This window comes from Mycobacterium sp. SMC-13 (assembly GCF_045311035.1).
Classification (GTDB): Bacteria; Actinomycetota; Actinomycetes; order Mycobacteriales; family Mycobacteriaceae; genus Mycobacterium.
Genome location: NZ_JBJIAI010000002.1, coordinates 61,098 through 80,423 on the forward strand (window position 1 = coordinate 61,098; position 19,326 = coordinate 80,423).

Sequence of the window (19,326 nt, forward strand, 5' to 3'; positions counted from 1 at the left end):
TCTTGCATCAAACCAGAAGCACCCTCGTGTTGCGCAAGGAGACCCCCGACATGGCCGAACCCACCGGTTCCCCCGCCGCAGAAGTCAGCGATCAGGATTTCCGCGACATTCTCGACGCCACCCGCCAGTTCGTCCGTACCGCGGTGGTGCCGCGCGAGCTGGAGATCATGACCGAGAACCGGGTGCCCGACGACATCCGGGATCAGGCCAAGAACATGGGCCTGTTCGGCTATGCCATCCCCCAGGAGTGGGGCGGCCTGGGGCTCGATCTGGTCCAGGACGTCGAGATGGCGATGGAGTTGGGCTACACCACGCTGGCCGTGCGCTCGATGTTCGGCACCAACAACGGCATCGCCGGGCAGGTGCTGGTGGGGTTCGGCACCGACACCCAGAAGCAGCGCTGGCTGGCGCCGATTGCGAGCGGCGACTGCGTGGCGTCGTTCGCGCTGACCGAATCCGGCGCCGGTTCCAACCCCGCGGGCCTGCGCACCAAGGCGGTGGCCGACGGGGACGACTGGATCATCACCGGCCACAAGCGATTCATCACCAATGCGCCCACCGCGAATCTGTTCGTGGTGTTCGCCCGGACCCGGCCGGCCGACGCCGACGGGCCCGGCATCGCGGTGTTCCTGGTCCCTGCCGACGCTCCCGGCGTCGTGGTCGGGCCGAAGGACGCGAAGATGGGCCAGGAAGGGGCCTGGACCTCCGACGTCACCTTCGACGACGTGCGCGTCGGTCCGGATGCCCTGATCGGCGGCAACGAGGACATCGGCTACCGCGCCGCGCTGACGTCATTGGCGCGGGGACGGGTGCACATCGCCGCCGTATCGGTGGGTGCGGCACAACGTGCCCTCGACGAGTCGGTCGCCTACGCCGCGACCGCCACCCAGGGCGGCACCGCCATCGGCGAATTCCAATTGGTGCAGGCGATGCTCGCCGACATGCAGACCGGCGTCATGGCCGGGCGGGCACTGGTTCGGGACGCCGCGCAATTGTGGGTCAGCGGCGCGGACCGACGCATCGCGCCGTCTGCCGCGAAGCTTTTCTGCACCGAGATGGTCGGCAAGGTTGCCGACCTGGCGGTGCAGGTGCACGGCGGTAGCGGGTACATGCGCGACGTGCCCGTCGAACGGATCTATCGCGACGTGCGGCTGCTGCGGCTGTACGAGGGCACTAGCGAGATTCAGCGTCTGATCATCGGCGGCGGCCTGGTGAAGGCGGCACAGCGCGCGGCCGCGGGTCGCTGACGCAACCGCGCGGCCGCGCGGCTCACGCTTTCACCGGGTTGCCTCCAGCAATCATCCGATGATTCGCACGATCGACTCGGCGACGGCCGCCGGCTTATCCGATCCCTCGATTTCGACGGTCACTGTCATGGTCGCCTGAACGGCCCCGTCCAGCTCGTCGACTTTCGAAATGACCGCACCCGCGCGAACGTTTGCTCCGACCTTGACCGGTGTGATGAATCGCACCTTGTTATAACCGTAATTGACGGCCAATGCGACGTTGTCCACGCGATAGAGCTGATGCATGAAATGCGGTAGCAGTGAAAGTGTCAGCAAACCGTGAGCAATTGTGCCGCCGAACGGGCCCCCGGCGGCGCGCTCCGGATCGACGTGAATCCACTGGTGATCGTCGGTGGCCTCGGCGAAGAGATTCACCCGATCCTGGGTGATTTCGAGCCACTCCGTCGGCCCAAGCTGGCTACCTGCTGCTGCGACGAACTCGGACAGATTGTCGAAGACCTTCACGCTTACTCCTCTCGGGCGCGGCCGCTTCCCGGCCCGCACCGGTAATACTTCTAACGCGTCCGTCAGGGCAGCACAATGCGCAGATTTCGGGCCAATGTCACCTACTTAGCCACTCAAAGTTCGCCACCTTCGAGCATCGTCTAGGCTAACCTGCAGAAATAGCGATATCCGGGATTGCCGACGTCCTTCACGCCAGCACACTCGTTTCGGTCAATTCTTCGGTACGCCGAAGGTCGACAGACAACGTTTCACCACTAGCTGGCTGCAGGACCCCAACAACCCCGATACTGAATTAGGGAATGCAGTCCGCGCGAGATGCGTTTACCGCAACCGACTGCCAACTGACGTTGCAGTGACTGCTGAACACGAATGGGGCAACGATGTCGGTGGAGTATGTCGAATACGAATCCAATGCCGATATTCGATTTCCCGAAAACATCGCCTGGTCCGACGCCGATACCGATTGCAGCGTGGTGCTGTCGCAACCCGACACCGACCCAGAACTCTGGAACCGCTACGTGGATGCGGCGGAGCAGAGCTATCGCCGGCACGGCGTCGAAGCGGTCGTCGACGCTGCCGCGATCCGCGGCGGCGCGGACACCGCACTGTTCTGGACGGTCCTGGACCGCGGGGGCAACATGGTCGGCGGCCTGCGTGCCAAAGCCCCGCTCAGCTGTGCCGATGACTCTCATGCCGTGGTCGAGTGGGCCGGCCGGCCCGGGCTGGCCATGGTGCGCAAGATGATCAACGACCGGGTGCCGTTCGGCGTCATGGAGATGAAAACCGCGTGGGTGTCCGACAGTCGCGCCGGCCAGCACGCCATCACCAACCTCCTGGCCCGCACCGCGTACCACGCCACCAGCGTCATGGGCGTGCAGTTCGTGATGGCCACGGCAGCCCAGCACGTCCTGGAATTGTGGAAATCCGGTGGCGGCGTGGTGGCGCCCATTCCGGCCACGCCATACCCCGACGAGCGCTACCGCACCAAGATGATGTGGTGGGACCGCAGGACCATGGTCAATCACTCTCAGCCGGAGCAGATTACGAAGGCGCTGCACGAGATCGACGCGATATCAACCAGGCTGGTCGCCGGTTGACGGCCGCCGTCGCATCGGCACCGTCGGACGCGACCCGGGCCACCTGAGCGCCCATTCGCTCGCCGTGGCGGCAACGTAACCGTCGGAGCGGCAACCGTTTTGGCAGCCATCCGCCGGATCGCACCCGGCGAACTCTTTCGCAAGTACGCCGACGAACTCCGCCGACTACAGGACACCTTCCCCGCGTCGACCAGCAAAGTCCCCGACGAGACGGTGGTCCTGGTGCACCGAATATCGGACGCGCCACCGGCTTCGGTACCGAACCGCAGGAGCACCGCCTTGAGGTCAGTGCAGGTTAAGCTGATCGTCTCATGTCCATCGACGAGTCTCCCCCTTCACTGGATCGTGTGGTCACAGAGGTTGCGACGCGGCTGATGGCGGCGGACTCCAGCAACTCCATCAAGGTGTACACGGACGTTCTGGAGATCCTCGTCGACCATTTCGGGGTCGACGTCAGCTTCCTGCGCCGCAATGATCATGAGATCGGTGCCTCGATACTCGTCGCGGAATGGCCACTGCGGCCGGAGATTCCGGACCCCGATCCCCTGCGCGTGGTGTACTTCGCCGACGCCGACCCGGTCTTCGCCGAAACCGAGCATCGCAAGACACCGCTCATCGTGCGCCCCGACCCGGACTCGGACGACTACCAGCGTCGCATCGCGGCGGACCGCAACGTCCCCCAGATATCACTCGCGGCAACGCCTTTGGTGTCCGGCGACCGCACCACCGGCGCACTGGGCTTCGTCAAGTACGGCAACCGCGAATGGGTCACCGAGGAGATCAACGCGCTGCAGGCCATCGCCTCGCTGTTGACCCAGGCCCAATCCCGGGTACTCGCCGAGGAGCAGCTCCGTTATCTGGCCGAACACGACGACCTGACCGGCCTGAACAACCGGCGCGCTCTCATCGCCCACCTCGATGCCCGGTTGCAGCCGGGGCAACCCGGCCCGGTGACCGCGCTCTTCTTCGACCTCGACCGGCTCAAGGCCATCAACGACTACCTGGGGCACAGTGCGGGTGATTCGTTCATCCGCGTCTTCGCCCAGCGCCTCACCGAGGGGGTCGACGCCAAGACCGTGATCGCCCGGCTCGGCGGTGACGAGTTCGTCGTCGTCCCGGCAGACCCGATATCCGCGGACAAGGCCGAAGCACTCGCCTACCAGCTGCAGGACTCCTTGCGGCGCCGCGTCTGGATCGACGGTGAACGGCTCACGCGAGCAGTGAGTGTCGGCGTCGCTTCGGGCATTCCGGGCTCCGACACCTCGTCCGACCTGTTGCGCCGGGCCGACCAGGCCGTCTTGAGCGCGAAGTCCGCCGGCGGGGACCGCGTTGCGGTGTTCACCACCGCGATGTCGCTGGAAACGGCCTACCGCAACGATATCGAGCTGCATCTGCAGGACGTCATCGAGAACGGCGCGCTGCTGCTCAACTACCTACCGGAAATCGACATGCGCACCGGCAAGCTGCTCGCCACCGAAGCCCTCGTGCGCTGGGACCACCCCACCCGCGGGCTGCTGCCGCCGGCGGCATTCATCGGTATCGCCGAATCGATCAACCTGGCAGGCGAATTGGGCCGGTGGGTACTGCGGACGGCATGTCGCGAGTTCGCCCGGTGGCGCGAGGACTTCCGAGCCTCGAAATCCGGCGACGATTCCGATGATCGCGACGATTTCGAGTTGCGCGTCAACGTGTCTCCGGTCCAGCTGGTCACCGACGGCTTCGCCGAGTCGGTGGCCGACATCCTCGACGAGTTCGGGCTCGACCGCGGCTCGGTGTGCCTGGAGATCACCGAGAACGTCGTCGTGCAGGACAGCGAATCCTCCCGCGCCACTTTGGCCGACCTCCGCAGAACCGGGGTTCGGTTGGCGATCGACGACTTCGGTACCGGGTACAGCGTGCTGTCCCACCTCAAGTCGCTGCCGGTCGATATCCTCAAGATCGATCGCAGCTTCGTGACCGACCTCGGCTCCAACCCGGGTGATCTGGCGATCGTGCGGGCGATCATCGCGCTGGCCGACTCCTTCGGCCTCCAGATCGTCGCCGAGGGCGTCGAAACCAAAGCTGCCGCAACCACGTTGCTGCGCCATGGCTGCCACCGGGCGCAGGGGTTCCTGCTGTCGCGGCCACTGCCGAGCGACCAGATGGCGACGCTGTACCGCAAGGGACGAGTGCCGGTCCGGTTCACCAGCGAGATGTGACGCGAACAGCGCTAGCGCGCAACCAGTTCCACGCGGGCGAATCTGCTGGCGGGCCGCGCCACGATACAGACCTCGAGGGCGCCGGCCGGCAGGGCATCGGTCTCCGCGGGTATGCCCCCGCCGGTGAAGTCGGGAGAGATCACGACGCCGTGGCGCGCACGGACGAAGTACGGTCCGTCGGGCGTGTTCAGTTCCGCTCCCACGATTCGGCGGTCTTCGAAGAGCAGCGTCTGCAGCGTGCTCGCCGCACTCACCGCGATGTCGCGTTCGGCAGCAGCCGCGGCCAGCCAGTCGAACAGTTCGTCCGGCCCGTCGCCCGCGCGCCATTCGATGCCGCCGAGGGAAGCCACTCGAAGCGTCTTGCCCGCCGAATCGCGCAGGGTTTCCGAGGACCAGCCGCGAACCGTGCTGTAGAGCGCGCCGGTGGCCGAATCCAGGCAGACCCGCGCCCAGTCGAGCAGTTCCGCGCCGACGAACGTCTCGATGGTGCGAGTGTGCGTTTCGGACTCCGTCAGCTCGCGTACGGCACGGGCGGGCACCGACCTGCCGTGCGGCGGCGGTGCGCTCGCGTCGACATCGACTTCGGCGGTGACCGCGGCGAAATAGACGGCGGTGGCATCGAGTTGCTCGTCGGTGTCCGGCTCGGCCGGTTCGGCCTCGCCGGGCCCATCGGCTTCCGGCTCGGGCTCGTCGTCGGGAAACCCTCGCGGTACGCCGAACTCGTCGATCCGCGCGTCGAGCGCGGCGCCCAGAGTGACGCAGTGCACATCGTTGCCGCGCAGCCAACGCCCGTCATCGGCGTGGAGCACTCCGGCAACCATCACATCTGCGGCGGCGTCGACCGCGGCAATGGCTGTCGCCAGGCCACCGATACCGGCGCCGACACACAGCACGTCAACTTCTGCGTCCCAATCCAACCTGAAATCCCTGAGTTAAGCGGCAGCGAATTGCAACAATCCGACAGCCAGGGATCGATTTCGCCGTTCGGCTACTTTACATACTCTCGGAATGAACGACACCAACAACGGCCTACGTTATGGCACCCTTAGGATGATTCGGGGGGCTAGCCACAGAACGCGCGCTGACGGAAGGTGATCGACGAATGGGGCGCCAGCCGCGATCCGAAGTGACCCGACGCAAGATCATTGACTCTGCTGTCGATTTGATCAACGAGATCGGTTATCCCGCCGCTGGATTGGCTGACATCATCGAACGCGCCGAGCTGACCAAGGGTGCGCTGTACTACCACTTCGATTCCAAAGAGGCACTGGCCACTGTCATCATCGAAGAGGCAATGGTTCTGCTGCACAACGTGTTCCAGTCCGCACGGGATTCGGAGCACAGCGCGATGAAGTCACTGATCGTCGGCACCTTCACCACCAGCGATCTGCTGGCGACCAACCGCACGGCCCAGGCCGGAACCAAACTGCTGCGGACGTTCGCGGGGTTCAACCCGACCGCGCGACACAGCTACGTCAACTTCGTCGACCAGTTCACCTCGGACATCAAACGCGCCGAAACGGACGGCGACCTGCGCCCCGGCGCGGACCCAGCCGATGTTGCCAACACGCTGGTGGCGTGGATCCTCGGCGCGGAGTTGATGTCCAGCGCCGCCTCCGACGGTGACGACCTCCGCGACCGGTTCACCAAGCAGTGGCGCGTTCTGATGCCCGCGATCGTGACGGCGGAATCGCTCGACCGTCATCTCGACTTCATGGTGGCCGCATCCGCGCGACAGACCGACATCACGGAGCACACCGCCACACCCTGAGTCCACATCGCTAACTAAGTTCACTTCTTTGTTGCTAGGCTGCCATCAGCCCAAGCGACAGAGGAGTCTGCATGGACCTCAAATGGTCGGCCAGCGATCTGGCATTCCGCGATGAAGTACGCACGTTTCTGCAGGAAAATCTGACACCGGACATCCGAGAAGCCGGGCGGCTGATGACGAGCGTGTACAGCGATCACGACGCGAGTCTCGCCTGGCAGCGCATCCTCCACGAGCGCGGTTGGGCAGCACCGGCCTGGCCCGTCGAATACGGCGGCTGCGATTGGAGCTTGACGCAGCACTACATCTTCAGCCGGGAGTCGACCCTGGCCGGGGCGCCGTCCCTGTCCCCCATGGGTATCCGCATGGTGGCGCACGCGATCATCCGCTTCGGCACCCCGGAACAGAAGGACTACTTTCTGCCCCGCATCCTGACCGGCGAGGTCTTCTTCTGCCAGGGCTACTCCGAGCCCGAAGCCGGATCCGACCTGGCCGCCCTGACCATGGCCGCCGTTTCCGACGGCGACGACCTGGTGTGCACCGGCAGCAAGATCTGGACCACCCACGCCACCGAGGCCAACTGGATGTTCGCGCTCGTGCGCACCACCCGCAGCGCCAAGAAGCAACACGGCATCACCTTCGTGCTCATGGACATGAGCACACCGGGCATCGAGATCCGGCCGCTGGTGATGACGTCCGGCGAAGAGGTCCAGAACCAGGTGTTCTTCGACGCGGTCCGGGTGCCCAAGAGCAATGTCATCGGACAGATCGACGACGGCTGGACCGTCGCGAAGTACCTGCTCGAGTTCGAGCGCGGCGGCGGCGCCGCCGCCCCGGGCCTGCAGGTGCTGGCCGCCGACATCGCCGCGGCGGCGGCGAAGGCGGCGGGCCCCGACGGCGGCCGGCTGCTCGACGATGCCGCGTTCTCGCGCAAGCTCGCCGATGCACGGATTCGTACCGAAGTGCTCGAGATACTCGAATACCGCGTGCTGGCCGCGCTGGCCGGCGGCGGCCATCCGGGCGCAGCGTCGTCGATGCTCAAGGTCCTCTCCACGGAGTTGAGCCAGACCCTGACCGAACTGGCCATGGAGGCCGCCGGGCCCAGAGGTCGGGCGTACCAGCCGCATGCCACCCGTCCCGGTGGTCCGGTGGCCGAATTCACCCCTCCCGCAGACGGTTACGTCAGTGGTGAGGCATGGCAGGCCGTGGCGCCACTGCGCTACTTCAACGACCGCGCCGGGTCGATCTACGCCGGCAGCAACGAAATTCAGCGCAACATCCTCGCCAAAGCAGAATTGGGGCTGTAAATGGACTTCACCTTCTCCGCGGAACAGGAACTTCTCCGGGACGGCCTGTCCAAGTTCCTGGCCGGCCGGTACGACCTCGAATCCAGCCGTGCGGCAGCGAAATCCGGGCCGGGCTGGCAGCCCGACATCTGGCGGTCGTTCGCCGAGGAACTCGGCATCCTCGGCGCCGCGCTGCCCGAGGACGTCGGCGGCATCGGCGGCGGGCCCGTCGAGGTCATGTTGATCGCCGAAGCGCTGGGTCACGCCCTGGTCATCGAACCGTACGTGGACACCGCGGTGGTCGCCGGCGGCCTGCTGCTGCGATCCGGTAGCCCGGTGGCAGGCCCGGTGTTGGAGGAAATCGCCTCCGGCACAGCGGTTGTCGCACTCGCTGCAGCCGAGGCGCACAGTGGCGACCGCTGGCAGGACGTCCAGACCACCGCCACCCGCGACGGCGACGCCTGGGTACTGAGCGGCGACAAGATCGTGGTGGTCAACGCGCCGTTGGCCACGCATCTGCTCGTCACCGCGCAGACCGCCGGCGGCATCTCGCTGTTCCTGGTCGACGTGTCCGAGCCCCGCGCCGGGCTGACGATGCACAGCTACCGCACCGTCGACGACCGGCGCGCGGCCGACCTGGAACTGCGCGAACTACGACTGCCGGGCGACGCACTCCTCGGCACCGAAGGCGACGCCTGGCCGTCCATCGCCCAGGCGCGCGACGAGGGCGCCGCCGCCGTGTGCGCCGAAGCCGTCGGCAACATGCGAAAGGTGTTGGCCGACACCGTCGAATACGCCAAGCAGCGCCAGCAGTTCGGCCAGCCGATCGGCAGCTTCCAGGCACTGCAGCATCGCATGGTGGACATGCACATGGAGCTCGAACAGTCCGTGTCGGCGGTCTACCTGGCCGTGCTGAACCTGGGCGCTGACGCGCAGACCCGAGCACGCGCGGTTTCCGCGGCCAAGGCCACCGTCGGCCGCGCCGCGCGCTTCATCGGCCAGAACGCCGTCCAGCTGCACGGCGGCATGGGCATGACCGAAGAGCTCGCCATCGGCCACTACTTCAAGAGGCTGACCGCCGTGCAATACGAATACGGCTCCACCGACCACCACGTGACCCGCTACGCCGAACTGACCCGCGGCTGAGCTCGCGCCGCCGGTCGGCCGCGGTCACGCGGTCACGCGGATGCACGATTGCTCTATTACTTTGGTGGACTGTCACTTTCACCGTCGCCACCCTCGTCGTCTCCGCCCTCGGGCGGGTAGAGCGTGGGGTGCCAGTAGTGGTTGGTGCGTGGTTGGCCGACGTCCAGTAGTGGTGGTGGGGTCCAGTGGGCGCGGCCGCTGGGCCCCATGGTGGTGTGCCAGCCGCCGGTGTCGGCGAGGCGATTGTCGCAGCCGCACGCGAGGGCAAGGGTGGTGATGTTGGTGAGGCCGCCGTCGCGCCAGTCGGTGTCGACATGGTGGGCTTGGCAGCGTGAGGCGGGGGCGGTGCAGTTGGGTTTGGTGCAGCCGCGGTCCCGGGCGAACAGCGCGAAACGTTGAGCGACGGTGGCCGTGCGCCGCGCTCGACCCATATACAGCAGCTGTTCACTGTGCCGGTCGAACACAGCGAGGTAGTGGTCGGCTCCGTTGGTGGCGGCCATCTGCAGCAGATCCTTGATGGGCAGCGTGCTGCCGGTGTGGGTGAGCGCGACCCCGGTGCGCTGCTCCAAATCGGTCACGGTGCAGGTGGCCACGACACCAACCGGCACGCCGTTGTGCTCCCCCAGCGTCCCGGAGGCCAGCAGCATCCGGAACACCGCGGTGCAGGCGTCATGGCGGCGCTGGGCCGGGGTGCGGGTGTCGGCGGCGATCTGCTCGGCCGACGGAGTACCCGACAGGCAGGGCTGCGGATCGGCGGGGTTGCACATGCCCGGGGCGGCGTATTTGTCCAACAGGGCGTCGAGGTAGGCCCGCGCTTCCGGGGTCAAGGTGCCCTGCAGATCCGACATCCCGTCAGGCCGTTGTTTGGACACGGTCAGGCCGCGCTTGCGGGCGCGTTCGGCATCATCAGGCAGCGGTCCGTCCTGATCGAGTAGGTAGAGCAGCGCCTCGGCGGCGGCGCGCAGTTCCTCGGGGTTTGGTGCCGCGCCCCGGCAACCAGCGACTGTTCGAACTGCCCGCGGGTGCCGAGGTCGATCCAGCCGGGGAGTTTGTTGATGAACCCGGTGATCACTTTGACGTGCTCGGCGTTGATCGCCCCTTCGGCCTGGGCTGCGGCGACGAACTCGAACAACGGCGCCAACAGCTCGCCGGTCAGCCCGGTGCGCCGCGCCAAATGCTGGGCATCGCGGACCCGGCGGTTGGCTTCGGTGGTATCCACGCGCAACCGGATACGCAGCACCTCGGCCCAATTCTTCGCCCCCAACTCCCGGGCCGTCACCTGAGACTGCGCGGCAACCAGGATCTGGTGATCGACCGCCTCGGCCGCACATTTCAGGGTTTCCCGGCGCGACTGTAACGCCAGCAGTTCAGGCACACTGAGCCCGGTGTAATCCACGGCAGCGAGCCGAGCCTGCGCAGCCTCGTAGGCGGCGTACGCCTCCTCGACAGCGGCCGGATCGGTCAATCTCATACTCGAACACTAGTTCGAAGTACCGACAAGAAACCGTGGCGATGTGACGCTAGTTGCCTACCGTGACCAGCGAAAACAAAGTGACCAAAGTTTCTCGACAGCGGCAATGGGCATGCCTAGCAAGGCAATTGGACCGAATGTACGACGCGGCCGCTAGGTCGGCCAGCTGGCCGCACCTTCGTCGACATCCCACGTCACGTCACAGAAGCCCTCGGTCTCGGCGATCAACCGCGCATTCGGCTCGTCGACCGCACGCACCCAATGCTCGGCGGCGATCAGGCTCCGCCCGCCGGCGATGTGGCGCGCAAGCAGTCGCTTCCGCCGCACATCGTCAGCGCACCCCAGATAGTAGAGCCGGTCGATCAGCTGCCGCGCACCGGAGAAACCGTGGGACGGCAGGGCCAGGTAATTGCCCTCCGTGACCACAAGCCGGGCCGCCGCCGGCACGACCAGACCGGCCGCGACAGACTCCTCGAGTGCCCGATCGAACTGTGGCACATAGACATCCGCGGACTGGTAGGCCTCCCGCACCCGAGCCAGCGACACCAGGAAGCCGGCGGCATCGAAGGTGTCCGGGGCGCCCTTACGGCCTTTCCGCCCCAGCCGCACCAGCTGCCGGTTGGAGAGATGAAACCCATCCATCGGCACCAGGGCCGCGAAATCGCGCTGAGTGGAATTGAATTCGTCGACCAGGCGCTCGGCTGCCGTCGACTTGCCGACACCCGGCGGCCCCGTCAGACCGACGACCACGCGGCCCGACCGCTCCTCGAGCAGTCGGGCGACATCGGCGGTCAACGGGGCCATGGCGCGGACACTAGCCGCTCAGCGCGTCCAAGTCGAAGACGTGCAGCACACGACGTCAACGGTGTCACCGACGCTGAGGCTCGGGCGCACACGCGGTCAACAGCTCCTTACCGTCCTTGCCGGCGACATCAGCGGGACCCAACCAGCCGAATCCCTGAAACCAGTAGGTATCTGGAGCATGTCGGCCCGACTCGTTCACGGCCGGACCGAGGTCGGTGGTCGTGGTCCACGGCTCCCCTGCTGTGCGGTAGACCCGCAATACCACCGTTTTCTGGGTCCGCCAGTCGAATCCGCCGGGCAGCGGCCGCACCACGGCGAAGCCCGGATACGGTCCGGTGGCGGTCAAGGAATCGAACGGAGACGCACTGCGGGGGTCGGCGGCCAGCACCAAATCCGCCTGACCGGGCTGGAACGTCAGAATCACGTCGTCCACCGGACCGCAGTACCGGCCGGGCCAGACCCGCAATGTCCCGTCGGTGACGCGAACTCCGAAAACCCTTGGTAGCTGCGAGCCTCGAGCAGGATCACGTGAACACAGCGCCAGGAACTTCGTGCCGTCCTGCGCGGCGAGATCCTGCGGGTTGAGCCAACCGATTCCCTCGAACCAGTAGGTATCGGGCGGATGCCGGTTCGATTCCTCGATCGCCCGGCCCAGCTTGCTGACGGACCCGAATGCGCCCGGCGACTGCGGGAAGACGTACACGGTGTCCGCGGTGCGCCAATCGAATCCGGCGGGCAGCGGCGTCACCACGTCGAACCCCGGATAGGGTCCGCCGACCGTGACGTACTCGACTTCGGAACCGGGATTCGGCGGGGCCTTCTGTGCGCCAACAGCTTCCGGCAGTGGGGTCGCCTCGAGCTTCAACTCCGCCTTGTCGCGGCCATCCATGTTGAAGGTGACGTCGACCGCCGTCGTGCCGCGGCACGGCGAGCCGGTCCACAGCCGCAGGTGTCCGTCCGTCACCCGGACGCCGAAGTGAACCGGCAGCGAAGGCTTACCCAGCGGATCACAGCCGACCAAGGCGATCAGCGTCACCAGAGCCGCACCCAGGCAGAGGATTCGGCGAATCACGAATAGCCCCCGTCGGAAGCACCGGCGTTGGTCTCGAACGGATTCCGGCGGCCGGTCAGTCTTTCGGCGCCCAGACTGATCGCGTACTGCTTGACGAATTCGACCGGCCCCAAGGCGGCCCACTGCGCCGAATGCCGCTCCTCGTGATGCAGGATGGGATCGATGTCCACGTCGCGTTGGCGGGCGCCGCCGGGTCCGTCGTACCACATCTGCCCCGACCCGATGATCATCCGGAGTTGGTCGCGCGCATCGGCCGGGTGGTCGATGTTGATCAGGAACACGTCACCGTAGGTCGATCCGGCCTGCTGGCTCAGCTGGTTCTGGATGAAGCCACCGCCCAGGCCCATCAGCATGCCGTTGGGCGTCGTCGCGAACCGTCCGCCGCTGCCCGCCAGTCGCGGAACCTGTTCGTAACTCCAGGAATTCGCTGCCTGCCGGTCGACTATGCGCTGCACCTCGTTCGCGGTGTAGGGCGTCTCGGCGAAATCGGTGTTCGGGTTTCCCTTCTTGTATCCGGTGCCGGCGTTCAGGATGTACGTCATCAGCACGGCCCGACGGGCGTCGGCGGCACTGGTCCCCGCGGGGATCAGGAAGTAGGTGTTGTCGTCGCCGGGATCGACGCTCGTCCGGTTGTTGTCGACGACGCGCTCCATACCGTTGAAGATGTCGAAACTCGCCGGCGTGATGTGCTGCTGCCGCGCGATGTCGACGATGACCTGCGGCGGCGCCCCCTTTTTCGCCGCATTCTGCAGCCACTCGCGGTAGTACCCGTCACTCGGTCCGCTCAGCAGGCCCGCGTCGCGCAGCGCGTCCTCGTATTTGTTGACGGGGTCGTATCCCGGTTCCCCGGGATCGTCGCCGATGCGGGCGTCTTTGGCTTCCGGCACGTCGAACGGAATACGTTCGGCGGCCGCGCGGTCGCCGTGCTCGTAGCGGAGCGCCGCCGATTCGAGCTTCCCCGCGAAAGCGGACATGCCCTGTCCGAGCACCTGCGCACGACGGCGGAACGCGTCCCCCGCCTCGCGGCACGCCTGGCCGCTGTCGAGTCCGGCGACCGGACCCGCGGCGGCCGAGAGCTCGGGACCGCCGCCGTCGTTGCACAGCCCGCCGGCCACCTCCGCCAACGCTGCCGCGGTTTCCCGCAGCGCGGCCACGACGACGGTCAGCGGCGCGGTCATGCCAGTTCCCAGCCGACCTTGCGGATCTGATGGCCGGTGTCCCGGTCGGCCGCCTCGAATTTCGCGAGCAGGAGTTTGATCTCGTTCTCGACCTCGATTCGCTTGGCCGCGATCTGCAGCGCCTGGACCGGCGACACCCGCGCGTACCAGCGGAGCCAGAAACCCGGGGTGACCCCACCGTCGTCGGCGACGTCCCACTGTGCCTCGGCGGCGTCGACCGCCTTCTTCAGGCCGGCGCGGAGCTCGGTGAGCTGCGCGCCACCTGTCGCCAACGGTCCGGCCACGGCATCGAGGTGGTTCCGGTATGCGGTCTGCTCGTCGAGTGATTCGCGGCCCTGCTTCTGCGCGGCATCGGCGGCGGCGCCGGTCCAGCCCTCGGCAAGGTGGGCGAATTGCGTTCGTGCCCGGTCGATCTGAGCGTCGACGCGCTGCGCCGCGGCGCGCGCGTCGAGGGATGCGGTCAGCAGGGCTTCCGGATCGGAATTCAGCACCTGCGACACCGTGTACGGCATGGACCGTCCCCCGTTCCCATCGGTCCCTCCATTGTCCCCCACGGGCCGCAGGCCGCCGGTCGCCAAAATCGAATCCCGAAGCGAGGGTGTCACCGAGTGGGAACCTGCCTTCCACAGACTCTGCGGGCCGACTAAGACCGAATGATGACCTTCCACATCGCTGCCCCGCCGAACACGATGCAGGCGATGGTGCTGACCGAATTCGGCGGCCCCGACGTCCTGCATGCCGCCGAGCTGCCCACCCCGGTACCCCGAGCAGACGAGGTGCTGGTCGAGATCGCCTGCGCCAGTGTCAACCCGGCGGACTGGAAAACCCGCGAGGGCAAGCTGTCCGCCTACATCGACTACCACTTCCCGTTCGTGCTGGGCTTCGATCTGGCCGGCGTCATCGCTGCCGTCGGGCCCGACATGACGCGCTGGCGGGTGGGTGACCAGGTCTTCGGGATGTCCAATCAGCGCAACGGCGCAGACGGCACCTACGCCGAGTACTGCCTGGCCTCTTCCGAACTGCTCGCGCCGCTGCCCGAGGGCTGGAGCTACGCCGACGCCGCCGGTCTGCCGGTCGCCGGCAGCACGGCCTACGGGGGCATGGTCGACGCCGGCGAGCTGCAGAGCGGCCAGACCGTGCTGATCAACGGCGGTGCCGGCGGTGTCGGCAGCATCGCGATCCAGATCGCCCGCGCGCTGGGTGCGCAGGTCGCGGTGACCTGCAGCCCGAGGAACTTCGACTACGTCACCGAACTCGGCGCCGACCTGGCCATCGACTACCGGGGCGGCGACGTCGTGGCGCAGCTGCGGGCCTGGGCCCCGTCGGGCGTCGATCAGGTGCTCGATGCCGTCGGTCTGGACACCCTGCTGCCGCACGCCGAGGAGCTGGTGGCACCGGGCGGCAGCTACGTCGAGATCGAGACCCTCATTTCGCGCGCCGACGAGGAGCGGGTGGCGCGTGCCGCCGAGCGCGGGGTGCGGATCGTCTCCAACATGATCGCGGTGCAGCGCCAGCCGCAGCACCTGGCGGAGTTGGCCGCACTCTGCGCCAAGGGCGCGATCCGGCCGCCGGAGACCGAGGTAGTGCCGCTGGCACAGGTCGCCGACGCGCACCGCCTCGTCGAGGCCGGCCATGTCCGCGGGAAGGTCATCCTCGCCGCGCACACCGACTGAGCTCGCCCGGCCAAAGCCCTTGGGACGGAGATGTATCCGACCACGGGACTGGTAGCGTGATGCGGACGTTCAGGCCGAGGCACGGGAGGCGTTGTGGGGCACGGCGAATTGCTCCATCACCTGGTGTCCGACGCCGCGGCCGTGGTACCCGATCGTCCTGCCCTCATCGCCGAAGACGGCACCGTCACGACGTTCGCGCAATTCGACCGGTCCATCGCGGCGGTCGCCGGCTGGATCGCATCCCGGACCACCCGCGGCGACCGCGTCGCCGTGATCGCCGACAACAGCCCGCACTACGCCACGCTCTACTACGCCGTGCCGCGCGCCGGACGCATCCTCGTCCTGATCAATCAGCGGCTCAGCGCCGACGAGCATGTCGCGCAACTGGCGACCGCAACTCCCGTCCTGGTCCTCGGCGACGGCCGGTATCTGGAGCCTCTGGGCCGGCCGGACGCGATCCCTTTCGACAGCGAACAATGGACTGCGGCAACGCAATCGGTGCAGTGGCCCGAGGCCGATGAGCCGGATACCGACGACCCCGTCTGGCTGCTGTTCACCAGCGGGTCGACGGGAACGCCGAAAGGTGTTGTCCACACCCATCGTTCGATCACCACGGCGGTCCGGGGCAGCATCGCCGGCAGGTCGGTGCGTCCCGGCGGCGTGTATCTGCTGCCCTTTCCCATGTGCCACATCGCCGGGTACAACATGCTGGTGCACCACGCCGCGCAATCGACGGTGCTGCCGGTCGCGGCGTTCCGGCCCGAAGCCTTCGCCACCGCGGTGAACCGGTACCGGGTCACCTCGTGTTCACTGGCCCCGACCATGCTGCACAGCCTGCTGGCCCATCTCGACCAAACCGGCACCGACCTGCCGTCGTTGCGCGACATCGCCTATGGCTCGTCGGCCATCCCGGCCGACCTGCTGCGGCGTGCCCTCGACCGCCTCGACGTGGGCTTCCACCAGGGCTACGGCATGACCGAAACCGGCGGCAACGTCACGTTTCTCGGCCCCGAGGACCATCGCGCCGGCGCCGCCGGCGACACCGCCGTGCTCGCCACCGCCGGCCGCCCCCACGCCGACGTGCAGATCCGCATCGCGCCGAACGGCGAAATCCTGGTTCGCGGCGACCAGGTAGCGGTGCGGTACTGGCCCGACACACCCACGACCGACGACGACGGCTGGTTACCCACCGGCGACGTCGGATACCTCGACGACCAGGGCCGTCTCGTGGTGTCCGACCGGCTGAAGGACATCATCATCACCGGCGGCGAGAACGTGTCGTCGCGGGAAGTCGAGGACGCGCTGTCATCACACCCCGACGTGGATCAGGTTGCGGTCGTGGGGGTCCCCGATCCGTATTGGGGCGAGGCCATCTGCGCGGTGGTCGTGCCCAGCGGCGGGGCTCACCCTGACGCGGATGCCCTCACCGCGTATGTTCGCGAACGCATCGCGGCCTTCAAGCGCCCCCGGCACGTCGTGTTCGTCGACGCCCTACCTCTCACGACAACTGGCAAGATCGCGAAACAGCTACTGCGCCAACAACTCCGCGCCCAGTTCACAGGATAGGTCAGGCCGGCTCAGGGCGTGGCCGTCGCGAGGCCCGCCCGCTCGACGCTCATCAAGCTCTCGGTCTCGTGCTCCCGCCGGTACGCCGCGCCGCCGCCGTTGAGGCCGAAAAGCCGCTTGCTCCACAACAACCACAGCACCGCGATGATGTTCACCAGCAGCATCGCCACCCGTAGCGTCGTGACCTTCTCGGTCAGCTCGTATATTTCCAGCGGCAGGAAGATGCCGGTGGCCACCACCGCGAAGTACTCTCCCCAGCGCCACATCCCCCACAGCCCAACGGCCTCCACCAATTCGAGCAACGCATATACCGCGATGCCGATGCCGATCCACAACAGCGTCGTGCCCGACATGGTGAACGCGTCGTTGATGTGCCGAATGATCTTGGAGCCGTCGATGTTCCAGCCGATCTGGTCGGCCAGCGGGCGCAGCAGGGGCAGGTCCTTCTCGAACATGTCCCGCAGATGCACGCGTGCCGCCCGTACCCGGAAAACGCCATAGGACATCGCCGCCAGTAGCAGGAATCGGAAGACCCGCTCGACGGCCAGCACTCGCATCAGCACCCGGTCGCGCAGCAGACGGCCGCGCGGAACTTCGGGTGCTGACTCCGCCGGCCCCTTCCCGCGCGGCGGGCCGACGACGAACGTCTCACACCGCAGGCAGCGCCATGCCTCACCGACCGGCGTCTGTACGTGCAATCGGGCGGCCAGCTCCGGTTCATCCGGTGCGAATGTTGCATGACCGCGTAGGCCACAGGACCGGAGGGCGAAATCCACCATGCCCGTACCGTATCGAGATGAGCTGAGCGGAGCACCCGAATCCGGGCGTCGCGGTTCGGCCGGTTCATACGAAGATGGACCGATGCCGTCCTTACTGTGGTTCCGTCGCGATCTGCGGCTCCAAGACCTGCCGGCCCTGGCAGCTGCGATAGATCAGGACCGTGACGTCCTCGGATGCTTTGTGCTCGACCCGCGCCTCGAGGCGGCGTCGGGTGCGCGCCGCCTGGCGTTCCTGGGCGACTGCCTGAGGCACCTTCGCACCGAGCTGGACGGCCGGCTGCTCATCACCCGCGGGCACCCTGAGGAGCGAATTCCGCTGATCGCCAAGGACATCGGTGCCAGTGCCGTGCACATCTCCGCGGACTTCTCGCCGTTCGGCCGTCGTCGCGATGACCGGGTCCGGGACGCTCTCGATGGCATTCCGTTGATTCCCACCGGCTCGCCCTACCTGGTCTCGCCCGGGCGGGTCACCAAAGACGACGACAGCCCGTACCGGGTCTTCACGCCGTTCTTCCGGCGCTGGCGTGACCACGGTTGGCGGCAGCCGGCGGGCACCGGTGCGGACTCGGCACAGTGGATCGATCCGGGCAGTCTGGCCGCCGGGGTCGCCGAACCAGTGGACATCCCGGACACCGGTACGTCGTCCGGCTTCGCCGCCGGCGAGGAGGCCGCACTACGCCAGTGGCGACGATTCGTCGACGCGGGCCTCGGCAACTATGCCGAACATCGCGATCTGCCCGGCATCGACGGCACCAGTCAGATGTCGGTGCACCTGAAGTTCGGCACCATCCACCCGCGCACCATGGCCGCCGGTCTCGACCTGAATGACAGCAGCCACGTTGCGTACTTGCGCCAGCTCGCTTTTCGTGATTTCTATGCCGCGGTGCTGCACCACTGGCCGGACAGCGCGTGGCACAACTGGAATCGCGATTTCGACGCCATCGAAACCGATACCGACGATGAGGCGGAGCGGCTGTTCGAAGCCTGGAAGGCCGGTCAGACCGGGTTTCCGTTCGTCGACGCCGGTATGCGGCAATTGAGCCAGACCGGTTTCATGCCCAACCGGGTGCGGATGATCACCGCATCATTTCTGGTCAAAGACCTGCACCTGCCGTGGCAATGGGGCGCCCGCTGGTTCCTGGAGCAGTTGGTGGACGGCGACATCGCCAACAATCAGCATGGCTGGCAATGGTGCGCGGGCAGCGGCACCGATGCCGCGCCGTACTTCCGCGTGTTCAATCCGACAGCGCAAGGGCAGAAGTTCGACCCCACCGGCGACTACATCCGCCGCTGGGTTCCCGAGTTGGCCGACGTGACTGATCCGCACCTCAAATCGGGATCGCGTCCGTCGAGCTACCCGGCAGCCGTCGTCGACCATGGCGAGGAACGCGCCGAGGCCCTTCGCCGGTATCAAGCGCTCGGCGCCCACAGCGCCGCTGCACGGAAAAGATAGCCGCATCGCGGCGTATGGCAGCATCGAAAGTGAGTCACTGCCAATTGCCCAGGGCCGTCTCGATTTTCTGTACCGGGGGAAGGA

Annotated in this window: 16 protein-coding genes and 1 pseudogene; 9 read left to right on the plus strand and 8 right to left on the minus strand. The window is 66.9% G+C overall.

What is annotated here, in order from left to right:
- Positions 1-50 precede the first annotated feature (50 nt).
- Positions 51-1,247 (plus strand): acyl-CoA dehydrogenase family protein, encoded by a 1,197-nt coding sequence (locus ACJH6I_RS03310; RefSeq protein WP_226518843.1) that lies wholly within the window; start codon positions 51-53, stop codon positions 1,245-1,247.
- A 51-nt stretch (positions 1,248-1,298) separates the two neighbouring features.
- Here ACJH6I_RS03310 and ACJH6I_RS03315 read toward each other — a convergent pair whose 3' ends face one another.
- Positions 1,299-1,751: a MaoC family dehydratase gene (locus ACJH6I_RS03315; RefSeq protein ID WP_226518844.1), complete on the minus strand. Its 453-nt coding sequence runs from the start codon at positions 1,749-1,751 to the stop codon at positions 1,299-1,301.
- Positions 1,752-2,131: 380 nt separating this feature from the next.
- Here ACJH6I_RS03315 and ACJH6I_RS03320 point away from each other — a divergent pair, with 380 nt between their 5' ends.
- Together ACJH6I_RS03320 and ACJH6I_RS03325 are read left to right on the plus strand one after the other, a co-directional pair.
- The gene (locus tag ACJH6I_RS03320) at positions 2,132-2,848 is read left to right on the plus strand and encodes a hypothetical protein (protein ID WP_406783724.1); all 717 of its coding nucleotides are present in this window, start codon (positions 2,132-2,134) and stop codon (positions 2,846-2,848) included.
- Between the two features lie 311 nt (positions 2,849-3,159).
- Positions 3,160-5,046 carry a putative bifunctional diguanylate cyclase/phosphodiesterase gene (locus ACJH6I_RS03325; protein ID WP_406783725.1) on the plus strand — a complete coding sequence of 629 codons (1,887 nt, stop codon included), beginning with the start codon at positions 3,160-3,162 and terminating at the stop codon, positions 5,044-5,046.
- A gap of 11 nt (positions 5,047-5,057) precedes the next feature.
- Here ACJH6I_RS03325 and ACJH6I_RS03330 read toward each other — a convergent pair whose 3' ends face one another.
- Positions 5,058-5,963 (minus strand): hypothetical protein, encoded by a 906-nt coding sequence (locus ACJH6I_RS03330; protein WP_406783726.1) that lies wholly within the window; start codon positions 5,961-5,963, stop codon positions 5,058-5,060.
- A 185-nt stretch (positions 5,964-6,148) separates the two neighbouring features.
- Here ACJH6I_RS03330 and ACJH6I_RS03335 point away from each other — a divergent pair, with 185 nt between their 5' ends.
- From ACJH6I_RS03335 to ACJH6I_RS03345, 3 genes are all read left to right on the plus strand, one after another.
- The gene (locus ACJH6I_RS03335) at positions 6,149-6,817 is read left to right on the plus strand and encodes a ScbR family autoregulator-binding transcription factor (RefSeq protein WP_406783727.1); all 669 of its coding nucleotides are present in this window, start codon (positions 6,149-6,151) and stop codon (positions 6,815-6,817) included.
- 71 nt (positions 6,818-6,888) lie between these two features.
- Positions 6,889-8,121 carry an acyl-CoA dehydrogenase family protein gene (locus ACJH6I_RS03340; RefSeq protein ID WP_406783728.1) on the plus strand — a complete coding sequence of 411 codons (1,233 nt, stop codon included), beginning with the start codon at positions 6,889-6,891 and terminating at the stop codon, positions 8,119-8,121.
- The gene (locus ACJH6I_RS03345) at positions 8,122-9,246 is read left to right on the plus strand and encodes an acyl-CoA dehydrogenase family protein (protein ID WP_318986076.1); all 1,125 of its coding nucleotides are present in this window, start codon (positions 8,122-8,124) and stop codon (positions 9,244-9,246) included.
- Between the two features lie 56 nt (positions 9,247-9,302).
- On the opposite strand, the pseudogene ACJH6I_RS03350 reads toward ACJH6I_RS03345, so the two are convergent.
- From ACJH6I_RS03350 to ACJH6I_RS03370, 5 genes and pseudogenes are all read right to left on the minus strand, one after another.
- Positions 9,303-10,717: pseudogene (locus tag ACJH6I_RS03350) on the minus strand (DUF222 domain-containing protein).
- A 153-nt stretch (positions 10,718-10,870) separates the two neighbouring features.
- Complete coding sequence (locus ACJH6I_RS03355) at positions 10,871-11,521, minus strand: nucleoside/nucleotide kinase family protein (protein ID WP_318986074.1); 651 nt, start codon at positions 11,519-11,521, stop codon at positions 10,871-10,873.
- A gap of 64 nt (positions 11,522-11,585) precedes the next feature.
- Positions 11,586-12,593 carry a hypothetical protein gene (locus ACJH6I_RS03360; protein ID WP_318986073.1) on the minus strand — a complete coding sequence of 336 codons (1,008 nt, stop codon included), beginning with the start codon at positions 12,591-12,593 and terminating at the stop codon, positions 11,586-11,588.
- Positions 12,590-13,771, minus strand: coding sequence for a type VII secretion target (locus ACJH6I_RS03365; RefSeq protein ID WP_318986072.1), 1,182 nt, complete (start codon positions 13,769-13,771; stop codon positions 12,590-12,592). The genes ACJH6I_RS03360 and ACJH6I_RS03365 overlap by 4 nt, the downstream gene beginning before the upstream one ends.
- Positions 13,768-14,283, minus strand: coding sequence for a WXG100 family type VII secretion target (locus tag ACJH6I_RS03370; RefSeq protein WP_318986071.1), 516 nt, complete (start codon positions 14,281-14,283; stop codon positions 13,768-13,770). Before ACJH6I_RS03370 ends, ACJH6I_RS03365 begins: the two co-directional genes overlap by 4 nt.
- Before the next feature lie 144 nt (positions 14,284-14,427).
- Between ACJH6I_RS03370 and ACJH6I_RS03375 the strand changes: the two genes are divergently transcribed.
- On the plus strand, positions 14,428-15,444 hold the full coding sequence (locus ACJH6I_RS03375; protein ID WP_318986070.1) for an NADP-dependent oxidoreductase: 1,017 nt from the start codon (positions 14,428-14,430) through the stop codon (positions 15,442-15,444).
- Positions 15,445-15,537: 93 nt separating this feature from the next.
- Positions 15,538-17,010, plus strand: coding sequence for an AMP-binding protein (locus ACJH6I_RS03380; RefSeq protein ID WP_318986069.1), 1,473 nt, complete (start codon positions 15,538-15,540; stop codon positions 17,008-17,010).
- 11 nt (positions 17,011-17,021) lie between these two features.
- On the opposite strand, the gene ACJH6I_RS03385 is transcribed toward ACJH6I_RS03380, so the two are convergent.
- Complete coding sequence (locus ACJH6I_RS03385; protein WP_406783729.1) at positions 17,022-17,789, minus strand: DUF2127 domain-containing protein; 768 nt, start codon at positions 17,787-17,789, stop codon at positions 17,022-17,024.
- 82 nt (positions 17,790-17,871) lie between these two features.
- Here ACJH6I_RS03385 and ACJH6I_RS03390 point away from each other — a divergent pair, with 82 nt between their 5' ends.
- Entirely contained in the window at positions 17,872-19,242 is a 1,371-nt protein-coding gene (locus ACJH6I_RS03390; RefSeq protein ID WP_346416814.1) for a deoxyribodipyrimidine photo-lyase, read from the plus strand.
- Positions 19,243-19,326: the final 84 nt, after the last annotated feature.